Raw genomic sequence first — 12,339 nt, 5'->3', positions numbered from 1 at the left:
GGCTCAACGCGGTTGGCGGAACGCGCGGGGCGAAACCCCGGCGTAGCGCTTGAAGAATCGGGAGAAGTACGCGGGCTCGGAGAAGCCCAGGCTGTCCGACACCTGCTGCACGGTCAGGGTCGTGTACACCAGGTGCCGCTTGGCTTCCAGCAGCAGGCGCTGGTGGATCATCTGCAACGCCGACTGCCCAGCCAGGCGCCGACACAGCGCATTGAGGTGCGCGGCGCTGATGCCCAGCTTCGCCGAGTAATGCTCGATGGGCCGGTGTTCGCGGAAGTCCTGTTCCAGCAGGCGGGCGAAGGCCTGCACATGTTCGATGCCGCGATCCTGCTGGCTGGCCTCGGCATGGGTCTGCTCCAGCGCCCGGCGGCTGAGCCAGACCAGCAGCATGTTGAGCAGCGATTGCAGCATCAGGTCGCGGCCCGGCGCGTGCCCGGCGTACTCGCGGTCGATGGACTCGAACAACGCATCCAGGTGGCGCTTGCCCTCGCCCACGACGAAGCACGCCGGCTGCTCCAGCACCGTGCTCTCCAGCAGGCGGCCGAGCTGCTCGGCCAGCGGCAAGCCCATGCTCAGCACCCAGCCTTGCACGTCCTCGGCGAAGCGGAAGCCATGCACCGCCAGCGCCGGCGTGACCTGCAGCGACGCCTCGCGAACCGACATCACTTGCCCCTCCACCTCCAGCTCCGCCTCGCCGGACTGCACATACAGCAGCTGCACCAGATCAGCGTGGCGGTGTGGGCGGATTTCCCAATCGTGCAGGCGGCTGCGCGAGGCGATGGATTCGCAATGGATCAGGTCCGGCGTCGGCCACACGGAGGTCTCGCCATACAGACGGAACACCGGAACCGGATTGCCGCGTGCTTGTTCGATCACCGAACACATCCATGAAAAGTCCAAGAAGACTGTTGGAAATTACCTTCAAAGCCCAATCCAATCCACAAAAAATGCAGGTAACAAAAACAACAGGCCACTCAAAAGGACCTACATCATGAAAACCCAGGTCGCCATCATCGGCGCCGGCCCGTCCGGCCTCCTGCTCGGCCAGCTGCTGCACAAGGCCGGCATCGACACCGTCATCCTCGAACGCCAGACCCCCGACTACGTACTCGGCCGCATCCGCGCCGGGGTGCTCGAACAGACCACCGCCGACCTGCTGCGCGAGGCCGGCGCGGGCGAACGGATGGATACCGAAGGGCTGGTTCATGACGGTTTCGAGCTGGTGCTCAACGGCCGCCGCGAGCGCATCGACCTCAAGGGCCTCACCGGCGGCAAGCAGGTGATGGTCTACGGCCAGACCGAAGTCACCCGTGACCTGATGCAGGTCCGCGCCGCCAGCGGCGCCATGAGCGTGTACGAAGCGGCAGACGTGGAACTGCACGACGTCACCAGTGAAAAGCCCTACGTCACCTTCACCCACCAGGGCGAGCAGGTGCGCCTGGACTGCGACTACATCGCCGGCTGCGACGGCTTCCACGGCGTGGCACGGCGCAGCATTCCGGCCGAGCGCCTGAGCATCTTCGAGCGCGTCTACCCGTTCGGCTGGCTCGGCCTGCTCAGCGACACCCCGCCGGTCAACCACGAACTGATCTACGCCAGCAGCGAGCGCGGCTTCAGCCTGTGCAGCCAGCGCTCCGCCACCCGCAGCCGCTACTACCTGCAGGTGGGGCTGGAGGAGAAGGTGGAAGACTGGTCCGACGAGCGCTTCTGGGACGAGCTCAAGCGCCGCATCCCCGAAGACGCCGCGCGCCAACTGATCACCGGCCCCTCGCTGGAGAAGAGCATCGCCCCGCTGCGCAGCTTCGTGGTGGAGCCGCTGCAATACGGGCGCCTGTTCCTGGTCGGCGACGCCGGCCACATCGTCCCGCCCACCGGCGCCAAGGGCCTGAACCTCGCGGCCAGCGACGTGAACACGCTGTACCGCATCCTGGTGAAGGTCTACGGCGAAGGCCGGACGGAGCTGCTGGAGCAGTACTCGCCCATCGCCCTGCGGCGCATCTGGAAGGCCGAGCGCTTCTCCTGGTGGATGACCTCGATGCTGCACCACTTCCCCGAAAACGACGCCTTCACCCGCCGCATGCTGGAGACCGAGCTGGACTACTTCGTCGGCTCCGAGGCCGGGCGCACGACCATTGCGGAGAACTATGTGGGGTTGCCGTTCGAGGATGTGATCTGAGGCTCTTGATCTCGTAGGAGCGGAGCTTCTCCGCGATCCGGCCGGCAGGCCGGTGCAATCGACGCTGGTCCCGGCTGCGCCGGGATTTCGCGGAGAAGCTCCGCTCCTAAAAGAGCCCCTCGCGCCGGGGCTCAATCTGTATGCACCACCGCGAAAATCCCCACCATCTATCCTTACCCTCCATACGCACCCCCGCTCGCCGCGTCACCGCCGGAGGGCAGCATCGATCAGGACCAAGAAAACTTCCTCAGCCACCTGCTCGCCGAAAGCGGCGACGGTGATGCGCGCGCCTTCGCCACCCTCTACCGCTGCGTGGCACCACGCCTGTACCCACTGGCGCTGCGCCTGAAGGTCGACCAGTCAGAAGCCGACGCCCTGTTGATCGACACCTTCCTGCACATCTGGACCGACGCCGACCGCTACCACCCCACGCGCAGTACCGCGCTGGACTGGATGATCGCCCTGCTCTACCAGCTTGCCGAGCTCCCACCGCCTGCCGAAAGCGACGAACCCTGGCCGGAACTACCCCCGCCGGACGACCTCTGGCCCGCCATCCAAGCCCGCCTGCCCGACGATGAAGACGACAGTCGCAGCCTGCACGGGCCGCTGATCATCGCCTGCGTGGTCGGTGTGCTGATCGGCGTGCTGCTCAGCCTCAGCCTGCTGCTCGACCTGCGCCCCGGCCATTAGCACGATGGGTATCGCTGCGCTCCACCCATCCTACAAGGGGGCGGATGCAGCGCCGTAGGATGGGTAGAGCGCAGCGATACCCATGCTGTCCCGACACTCAAGCCCGATGGGTTTCGCGCTGCTCTACCCATCCTACGAGGCAAACGCCGCAGCCCCGTCGACCCCGCTCCCAACGGATAAAACCCCAAATCCCGCATGCCATCACCTTGCCAATCCGCTACACAGTTGGCATAAACGTCCGAATATATTTCGCACATAAAACAAGGAAGTTTCGATGCGCATTATTGGCCGCGTCCTACTTGCAGTCCTGTTTCTGCTACTTCTGATCGGCGGCCTCATCGCCTGGTATACCGCGCACCCCAACCTGCCGCAGTACACCCCGCCGGAAAACATGATCCACCTCGACCAGTGGACCCAGGCCGACCGCGAGACCTACTACTACACGCCTCAGGGCACCCAGGTTAAAGGCCTGCGCTACGACTGGTTCACCCACCTGGAGCAACCCTTCTCCCGGGACAAGTTCGCCAGCCCGGAAAACCTCGCGCGCTTCGGCTTCCTCATCGAGCCCGAGCAGATCGGCCGCGACGCCGAGGACACCAAGGCCGCCAACCCGGCCAACCCCGGCAACCTGCCGGTCGGCTTCGCCCGCCACCAGGACGGCGAGAGCGGCGCCTGGTACCTGGACATCACCTGCTCCGCCTGCCACACCGGCGAGCTGCGCTACAAAGGCACCGCCATTCGCATCGACGGCGGCGCGGCCATGCACTCCATCGCCTCCACCGTGCCCACCCTGCGCGGCGGCGCCTTCGGCCAGGCGCTGGGCGCAAGCCTCGCGGCCACCTACTACGTGCCGTGGAAGTTCGACCGCTTCGCCAAGGGCGTGCTCGGCGACCGCTATCCCAAGGGCAAGGCCGCGCTCAAGCGCGACGTGCGCAACGTGCTCGGCACCCTGGTCTCCACCGCCTGGAACGACACCCACCGCGGCCTCTACCCGACCCAGGAAGGCCCCGGCCGCGCCGATGCCTTCGGGCGCATCGCCAACAGCGTGTTCGGCGACGGCATCGACGCCTCCAACTACCGCGTCGCCAACGCCCCGGTGAACTACCCGCAGGTCTGGGACATCTGGAAATTCGACTGGGTGCAGTGGAACGGCTCGGCCATGCAGCCCATGGCCCGCAACATCGGCGAAGCCCTTGGCGTCGGCGCCACCCTGCGCATGTTCGAAGCCGACGGCAAACCGGTACAGGGCGACGAGCGCTACGCCTCCAGCGTGCGCCTGCGCGACCTCTACACCCTCGAGGAAACCCTCAAGCACCTCAAACCGCCGACCTGGCCGAAGGACGTCTTCGGCGAGATCGACCTGGCCAAGGCCTCCCAGGGCCGCGCCCTGTTCCAGGCCAACTGCGTCTACTGCCACGGCCCGCATGTGAAGGAGCCCGGCGCCAAGGACTACATCGCCCCAGCGCGCGTGCCCGAGTGGCGCATGAAGATGGTCCCCACCAAGGAAATCGGCACCGACCCGACCACCGTCGACAACATCGCCGACCACACCTTCGATATCCGCCCGCTGAAGCTCAAGGCCGAAGAACTGCAGGGCATGAACGTCCACCTCTACCCGCAGAGCGAGCAACCGCTGGACCTGTCGAAGATCTCCGCCGCCAAGGGCCTGGCCTACGTCACCGCCTTCGTCGAGCAGCGCGCCTACCGCGACGCCCACATCGGCGCGGAACAGCAGCAGGAAATGAACGGCTACGGCCTGCCCATCGGCGTACAGGAACTACGCGCCTACAAGGCCCGCCCGCTGAACGGCATCTGGGCCACCCCGCCCTTCCTGCACAACGGCTCGGTGCCCAACCTGTTCCAGCTGCTCTCCCCGGTGGCCGAGCGCGAGAGCCAGTTCTGGGTCGGCAGCTTCGAATACGACCCCAAGTACGCCGGCTACCGCACCGAACGCTTCCCCGGCGGCTTCCTCTACAAGACCAGCGTCACCGGCAACGGCAACGGCGGCCACGAATTCCGCGACGGTTGCCGCAAGGACGGCGCCATCGGCCGAGCCCTCAGCCCGGAAGAACGCTGGGCGCTGGTGGAATACCTGAAGGTGCTCGGCAACCCCGAGTACGAAGCCAAACTCGACCCGAACGTCGCCACCCAACCGTGGACGCCCGAGCCGAAGTGCGAATGACGGCGCGAGCCGTTGGCGCTTGGTGGGAGCGAGGCACATTGCCGCTTTCGTAGGAGCGGATCTTATCCGCGATCCGGCCGGCAGGCCGGAATCACCCCTTGCACCGCTATCGCGGTGATCGCGGAGAAGCTCCGCTCCTACGTTGTTTTCTGGGTGATACCCCTTCGGGACAGCGCTTGCGCTGAACGCACTTCAGTGTGGCCCGAAGGGTGAGCGCAGCGAATAGCCCAAAAGACAGTTGCTCCTACACGAACAAAAGCAGTCCCCTCTCCCCAGAAGAGAGGGTCAAGGAGAGGGAAGCTCCCGGAGTCCCCTCCATAAAAAAGAACACGAAAGGACCCCGTGCCATGCAATCCCTGCTCACCCGAATCTGGCTCTTCCTCGGCAAGTGGCTCGGCCGCCTGCTGCTCGCCCTCGCCGGCATAGGCCTGCTCGGCTGGGGCATCGGCAGCCTCTACTACGCCTGGAAATTCTCCGGCCCCGTCTCCGCCCAGGAAGAAATCCCGCCGGGCGAAGCCCAGCTCACCCAGGCCATCATCGAAGACGCCCTGCGCATCGTCGAACAGCACCGCGACAACACCCGCGTACTGCGTGACGCCCACGCCAAGGCCCACGGCTGCGTGAAGGCCGAAGTCACCGTCAGCAGCGACCTCGCCCCCGGCCTGCGCCAGGGCGTATTCGCCGAGCCCGGCAAAAAGTGGCAGGCCATGGTCCGCTTCTCCAACGGCAACCCCTACCCGCAGTTCGACAGCGCCCGCGACGCCCGCGGTATGGCCATCAAACTGCTCGATGTCCCCGGAGCCAAGCTGATGCCCGGCAAAGGCCACGACACCGAGCAGGACTTCGTCATGTTCAACCATTCGGTGTTCTTCGTCCGCGACGTCGCCGAATACCGGCAGAACTTCGCCGCCCAGGCCAGCGGCCAGCAGATCGGCGCCTTCTTCCCCAGTTGGAAGCCCAATACCTGGGAACTCCGCCACCTGATCATCGCCCTGCAAACCCTCGCCCCCGCCCCCGACAGCCCGCTCCAGGCCGGCTACAACGGCATCGCGCCCTACAAACTGGGCGAGGCGAACAACATCAAATACCGCGTCATCCCCATGACCGATGGCTGCCCGGCCTACCAGCTCCCCAAGCTCAACGAAAAGCAGCCCAACTTCCTGCGCACCGCCATGTACCAGCAACTCTCGGTCGACCGCGTACCCGCCTGCTTCGCCCTGCAAGTGCAGAAACAGGACCCGAGCCAATACATGCCCATCGAAGACACCAGCGTCGAATGGAGCGAAAAGGACGCCCCCTTCCAGACCGTCGCCACCGTCAGCATCCCCGCCCAGGACTTCGACAGCCGCGAGCAGAACTTCGCGTGCGACAACATTTCCTACAACCCCTGGCATGCACTGCCCGAGCACCAGCCCATTGGTGGCATCAACCGTTTGCGGAAAGCGGTTTATGAGGCGGTGAGTGTTTATCGGCATCAGCGCAACGGAGTGGACGGGGAATGAGCCTCGCCCGATACGCAGAGAAGCAGCAACTGAGATTCAGCGGCAAGAGAGTTTGCGGTAGATGACATTCAAAGACTGGTTGATCGCCCAAGGCAAAAGCCCAAAAACCATCCAGAACTACACGGGCCCTATCGACGGCCGCCTTAAAGATTTGGCAATGCACTTTGACCAAGGCGACTTCTCACTCGGCGATATCAAGACCAGTGCAGCCTTCGCCGTCATTTGCCAGAAGTTCGACCCAACCAAGGAAATCCTACAACTCAATACGCACGGGAAAGACATGTATCGCCGCGCCCTGGTGATGTACGCGGAGTATCGGCAAGGCTCGCAGAACGAAGCAGCAACCATGCAAGACGACTTCCTGCAATCCGTAAAAGAAGCACTTCAAGACTCAGCCGAACAGCGCAGAGACCGTCTGGCAAATGCACCGAAGAAGCCGAGCAAGAAAACTGTCCGCACGGTGGTGTTTAACCGTAATCCCGATGTGGTCGCCGAGGTATTGCTACGTGCGAAGGGGAAATGTGAGGACTGCAAGCAGCCTGCGCCCTTCAATCGCAAATCTGATAATTCTCCTTACCTCGAAGTACACCACTGTCTACCGCTCGCAAATGGCGGTGAAGACACAGTAAGAAATGCGATTGCTTTGTGCCCGAACTGCCACCGAGAGAAGCATTTTGGCTAAGAGCGCACGACTGTAATTTATCGCCAAATAGCCTTTCCGCCAAAGGCTAACCAGCAGGAGGCCAAACATGATATATCAATGCAACACCTGCAAAAAGACCACATTCGAAACAAACTGCCCGTGGTGCACCCCCTCTTCCTCTCAAACATCGGGAAGCATCACCGCAAGGGACCTAACACCTTTAGACCCGTCCTTTTACCCAGACTTCCAGTACAAATCCAAGGGGATAATCCAAGATTTTATCGGAAAAAAGAAAGAACAAGCTCAGCTTAACGAACTATTAAGCAATGTACTAAGAAAATATTCAGAGCTAAAAAAGCCATATTTTACAAACTTTATTCATACTACGCGCGATTTTACCTCCACGCCAAACGACGCCAGCACCGTTGGCGCGCGAATAGATGGCACCTATTCTGATCGAGAGCTATTCAGAGAAGTTCTAATTAGAAAGGGATTCAACGAACTCGAAGGCCTCCCAAAGCTACTCGACAAGCTACTCCTTACCACAGCATTCAACTCCATATATAGTGGATTCTCCCGCGAGCTTAGCCGACATATTAAGCCATCACTTCGCCAAACACTTACATCTTGGATCCAAGAATCAGGAACCACATTTAGAAGCGATCTCTCATTATTTTTCTACTTCTTATGGGAGAACAACATTCAATTTTCCGAGATGAACTACAACCATCAAGCGGTCAGCACCCCAGGAACCGCCCTTTTGGCATGGAGCAATCTAAAAAGTCTCTTGATGCACTGCGAAAAAATTCACTTCGACATACTGGTAAATAGACTTGGCGCTCAGCTAGAAAACTTCAACCCGAACAAGTTCGTCACAATGTACCTTGTTGACGCCATGGATGGATTTCAATTCGAAGACTTCTTGGTAAAAATTTTCCAGACCATCGGCTACGACGTTGAGGAAACCAAAAGAACCGCCGATCAAGGAGCCGATCTCTTTGTAAGCAGATTTGGCAAGAAAATAGTTATTCAAGCAAAAAATTACTCGGGATCAGTTGGCAACTCTGCAGTCCAGCAAGCGATATCCGCCAAGGCATTTTATGGCTGCGACGAGGCCATGGTTGTAACCAATTCATACTTTACAAATTCCGCAAAAGAGCTTGCCAACTCAGCATTAGTTCGCCTAATAGATAGAGCAGCCCTGCAGCAATACCTTGACGACTATAACCAGAAAATTATTGAAGAATTCGAATCTGACTCACTCGAATTTGAACTACCTGATTTAGACAATATCCCGACTTGACCGTATCCCCCTCTTTCCTTAGCCTCATCTGGCCCCGTGAAACCGACGGGGCCGGGATTAGCAGCCCGAACACTCAGAGACAATCGCCGATCTGTATCGGCGGCCCAACCATTTGGGCCGTCCACCGGAACGCGGCGTGTTGGTTCGTGTGGCTGCTGATCCAACATCGTCCGCTGGTGGTCTGCTCGTGATAGAGATGTGACTGAAATGGACGATTCATCCCTCCTTACCCCACTCCCCTTCATCCGCAATCGCCGCCAACTGCGCGCCCTCCTGATCGACGATCAGGTCTGGTTCATCCTCTCCGACTTCTGCCGCGTGACGGGCTACCCGCACGAAGAACGCATGGCCATGCGCATGGCCGATGACCAGATTCGCCAGGAACGGCTGCTGACCGAAGACGACCTCGAACTCGACTACGTGCTGGTGAGCGAATCCGGCGTGTACCAGGCGCTGGTGCTGTTCAACGTGCCGGACTACGGCTCGCTGCGGCGCTGGATCAGCGGCACCGTAGTGCCACAGGTGCGCAGCCAGTTCGCCGCCAATGGCCCCCGCCATGTGCAGTTGCAGTTCGAGAAGCAGTGCCTGGACGTGCTGGAGTGGCAGGACAATTACTGGATGAGCGTCGGCGACCTGCCCCGCGTGCTCGGCGGCCGCTCGCCCATCGCCGGACGTACGGGCTGGCGCAGTTGGGCAAAGCGGCTGCGGACGTAGGGGCGCATAACGTTCGACGTTATGCGCCGTTTAGCCGGATCCCCAAGGCACTCCGGACGGACCCCGGAGCCGCGATGGGTTGAGGTGTATCGGCGTACAACCGCGAACGGTTGTACGCCCTACGGTCGGCTCCGGCGCACCGTAGGATGGGTGGAGCGCAGCGATACCCATGCGGTCGGTGTGCGGGATCGATGGGTATCGCTTCGCTCCACGCCATCCTACAAAAGCGATTCGGAGCCGGGTCAGTAGAATTCCGGCACCAGCAGTTCTTCCGGCGTGGGGTTGCGGCGGTAGTCGGTGTGGCGCTGGCGTTCGGGGAGTTCGACGCTGGGCTGGCTGACTTCTTCGTAAGGGATCTGGCTCAACAGGTGGTGGATGCAGTTGAGCCGGGCCTTCTTCTTGTCGTCGGCGTGCACCACCCACCAGGGCGCTTCGGCGATGTGGGTGCGCTCGATCATGATTTCCTTGGCCTTGGTGTAGGCCTCCCAGCGCCTTCTCGACTCCAGGTCCATGGGGCTGAGCTTCCACTGCTTGAGCGGGTCGTGGATGCGGCCGAGAAAACGAAAGTGCTGTACTTCATCGGAGATGGAGAACCAGTACTTGATCAACTGGATGCCGGAGCGCGCCAGCATGCGCTCGAACTCCGGCACGCTGCGGAAGAATTCCTCGTACTGGTCATCGGAGCAGAAGCCCATCACCCGCTCGACACCGGCGCGGTTGTACCAGCTGCGGTCGAACAGGACGATCTCCCCCGCCGCCGGCAGGTGCGAGACGTAGCGCTGGAAATACCACTGGGTGCGTTCGCGATCGTTCGGCGCGGGCAGCGCGGCAACGCGGCACACACGGGGATTGAGGCGCTGGGTGATGCGTTTGATGACGCCGCCCTTGCCCGCCGCATCGCGGCCTTCGAAGAGGATGACGACCTTGTGGCCGGTTTTCACCACCCAGTTCTGCAGTTTGACCAGCTCGGCCTGCAGGCGGAACAGGGTGTGGAAGTAGCGCTGGCGCGCCAGGCGCTCTTCGTGGGATTGCAGGTTGCCCTGGTACAGGCCTTCAAAGTCGTAGAGCTCGTCGAACAGTTCGAGTTCCAGCTCTTCGTCCCGGTCGTCGAGCAGGTCGCGCCCGATGCGCCGGGGCAGCGTTTTGTCATCGAGGAGCATGAGTGTTGCCTTGTGCCGTCACTGGCTTATTCGTCCGTGGGTGACATTTTCATGACAGAAAAATGTAGTTACGTTATATGACGAATTAATGACAACAAGGCAAGGAAATCTCCTTCAGCGCCCGACTTAGAGCCTTCCCAGGTCTGACAGCTGAAGGTTGAGCAGTCCGCAGGAAGCGTCATACGCCGCTTAATGACGGATTACGGCACTGACAGCTGGCGCCAGCCGGGATCGATCAGGCATCGGCCAACGGGCGCGGGGCGTTGACGTACTTGAAGGTGCCGGACGCGGAAGCCACCGCCACGCCCGCGCTGTTGCGCAGCTCGGCCTCGCAGAAGGCAATGGAGCGCGTGTGGTGCTTCACCGAGCCGTGGGCTTCGAGCACCTCGCCCACTTCGCCGCCGGGGCGCAGGAAGTTGGTCTTCATTTCGATGGTCACCACGCCGCGATTGGCTTCGTCCGTTGCGCTGGCGTTGAGCGCCATGGCCACGTCGAGCAACGTCATGATCAGCCCGCCGTGGGCGTTGGCCCAGCCGTTGAGGTGGTACGGCTCGATGCGCAGGACGATGCAGCCCGGTCCCTTGCCGTCCGCCGCCGGTGCGTGGCGGAACTGCAGGTGGTCGAGCATGGGGATGGCGAGGCCGCGATGGGCGGTGTAGAGCTTGAGCTGTTCGACGTCGAGAGGCATGGGCGGTTCCTGGCGCTACGGGCGGGGCCAGGCAATGTTCCCCGCTGCTGCAGGCGGATCGCAAGCCCTGCGGCGCTGCATAGGCCGCGGGAATGCCGGACGATTGCAACGGCGTCCCCTCGCGGCGCGTAGGTGCTCAGCGGGATTTGCGGGTGCCGTGCTTCGCGGTCTGGCGCTCGACGGCCTGGACGAAGAGTTCCTCGACCAGCAGGGACTGGATGGGCGAATGGGTTTCCAGTGACAGGCTCATGGACTCGAGCTTCTGATTGATCCCCAGGCTGGCGATGCCGCACAGGAGGATGCGCTGGCCGCCGATGACTTTGCTTTTGTCGAGCCGCACTTCACGCGTCCGCTCGCCATCCTGGTAGGTGACCTTGAGGATGATCGGCGTTTCATCGCGCACGGCGAGGTTGAGCCAGGTGGCGACATTGAATTCGACCACCCAGCCGAGGCCGGTCTTCTTGGGCACGGCTTCACGGACAAGATGCGCCGGTACCGGCCCAATGGGAGTGTTGTGGGTATCCATAAAACGACGTCTGACTACCGGGGTAAAGCGGATTGGATTCAGCGGAAACCCGATTCTATGTGATGCCGTTCAAGTTTTCAGGTGGTCTTTTGTAAGATCACGGCTACTGGGTAAGCGGGAAGATACAGATACGAACCGCTCTGGAATGCCCATTGCCGAAAGGAGCCGTCAGCCGCGGCTGTGGGACGGTGGAAATTGTCCGACGAAATGAACGCAGCTACCGCCATCACGGAGGCCGGTCCGGCGAGTGGCGCCGGATCGGCCCTGCCGTGTTTCCCGAACTGTTTTACCAGTGAGGATGGGCCCTGGGGCCCTGTTGATCAGGCTAGCGCGCCAGCGTAGGTGCGAGGCCTGTGTTCGCCCGAGCGGTTCTTGCGCACTTCACGGCGCTCTCTGAAGTCCAGTTCTTCCATGGCATCCAAGCGTTCCTGCAGGTCTTCGATCTCCTGAGGGGTTAACAGCTTCCGATGTCGATTCATACGCACCTCCTTCGTGCGAATGCCTCATTCATTGGACTAGCAGCTGGGGAGGAAGATTCAACGAATATGGCGGGCGGACTGATCGAACGGTCAGTTCAGGTACCTGTAGGAGCGAACTGGTTCGCAATCCGGCCTGAGATGGCACAAGTCCGTTCGCGAGCAAGGGCTGGTCGTCCCCTCGATCCTACGAAGAACCGCAACAGGGCTTATCGCTGTAGGGCGTAGCCCGTAGGATGGGTGGAGCTTGCGATACCCATCAGCGTTATTCGCATGCAA

12 protein-coding genes are annotated in these 12,339 nt (G+C 61.5%); 7 read left to right on the top strand and 5 right to left on the bottom strand.

Annotated features, from left to right (window positions below; genetic code table 11):
• Positions 1–3 precede the first annotated feature (3 nt).
• The gene (locus GA645_RS11370; protein WP_152222767.1) at positions 4–885 is read right to left on the bottom strand and encodes a helix-turn-helix domain-containing protein; all 882 of its coding nucleotides are present in this window, start codon (positions 883–885) and stop codon (positions 4–6) included.
• Between the two features lie 106 nt (positions 886–991).
• Between GA645_RS11370 and pobA the strand changes: the two genes are divergently transcribed.
• The 7 genes from pobA (at position 992) to GA645_RS11335 (ending at position 9,210) form a co-directional block, all read left to right on the top strand.
• Positions 992–2,176: a 4-hydroxybenzoate 3-monooxygenase gene (gene pobA, locus GA645_RS11365; RefSeq protein WP_152222765.1), complete on the top strand. Its 1,185-nt coding sequence runs from the start codon at positions 992–994 to the stop codon at positions 2,174–2,176.
• 312 nt (positions 2,177–2,488) lie between these two features.
• Entirely contained in the window at positions 2,489–2,866 is a 378-nt protein-coding gene (locus GA645_RS11360) for a hypothetical protein (protein WP_152222764.1), read from the top strand.
• Between the two features lie 274 nt (positions 2,867–3,140).
• Complete coding sequence (locus GA645_RS11355) at positions 3,141–5,048, top strand: cytochrome c (protein ID WP_152222762.1); 1,908 nt, start codon at positions 3,141–3,143, stop codon at positions 5,046–5,048.
• Positions 5,049–5,395: 347 nt separating this feature from the next.
• A complete protein-coding gene (locus GA645_RS11350) occupies positions 5,396–6,550 on the top strand; it encodes a catalase family protein (protein WP_152222760.1) in 1,155 nt (384 codons plus the stop codon).
• A 61-nt stretch (positions 6,551–6,611) separates the two neighbouring features.
• Positions 6,612–7,232, top strand: coding sequence for an HNH endonuclease (locus GA645_RS11345; RefSeq protein ID WP_152222758.1), 621 nt, complete (start codon positions 6,612–6,614; stop codon positions 7,230–7,232).
• Positions 7,233–7,299: 67 nt separating this feature from the next.
• Complete coding sequence (locus GA645_RS11340) at positions 7,300–8,496, top strand: restriction endonuclease (RefSeq protein WP_152222756.1); 1,197 nt, start codon at positions 7,300–7,302, stop codon at positions 8,494–8,496.
• Between the two features lie 207 nt (positions 8,497–8,703).
• Complete coding sequence (locus GA645_RS11335) at positions 8,704–9,210, top strand: BRO family protein (RefSeq protein WP_152222754.1); 507 nt, start codon at positions 8,704–8,706, stop codon at positions 9,208–9,210.
• Between the two features lie 242 nt (positions 9,211–9,452).
• On the opposite strand, the gene ppk2 is transcribed toward GA645_RS11335, so the two are convergent.
• The 4 genes from ppk2 to GA645_RS28790 all read right to left on the bottom strand — a co-directional run bounded on the left by ppk2 (position 9,453) and on the right by GA645_RS28790 (position 12,063).
• The gene (gene ppk2 / locus GA645_RS11330; protein ID WP_152222752.1) at positions 9,453–10,370 is read right to left on the bottom strand and encodes a polyphosphate kinase 2; all 918 of its coding nucleotides are present in this window, start codon (positions 10,368–10,370) and stop codon (positions 9,453–9,455) included.
• A 235-nt stretch (positions 10,371–10,605) separates the two neighbouring features.
• Positions 10,606–11,058, bottom strand: coding sequence for a PaaI family thioesterase (locus tag GA645_RS11325; RefSeq protein ID WP_152222751.1), 453 nt, complete (start codon positions 11,056–11,058; stop codon positions 10,606–10,608).
• Between the two features lie 136 nt (positions 11,059–11,194).
• Positions 11,195–11,584 (bottom strand): hypothetical protein, encoded by a 390-nt coding sequence (locus GA645_RS11320; protein ID WP_152222749.1) that lies wholly within the window; start codon positions 11,582–11,584, stop codon positions 11,195–11,197.
• A gap of 320 nt (positions 11,585–11,904) precedes the next feature.
• Positions 11,905–12,063 (bottom strand): hypothetical protein, encoded by a 159-nt coding sequence (locus GA645_RS28790; RefSeq protein ID WP_178119520.1) that lies wholly within the window; start codon positions 12,061–12,063, stop codon positions 11,905–11,907.
• Positions 12,064–12,339: the final 276 nt, after the last annotated feature.

It is taken from the genome of Pseudomonas sp. SCB32, from assembly GCF_009189165.1.
GTDB lineage: Bacteria > Pseudomonadota > Gammaproteobacteria > Pseudomonadales > Pseudomonadaceae > Pseudomonas.
Note: the sequence above shows the minus strand (reverse complement) of the source record. Positions and strands in the feature narration are given on the sequence as shown.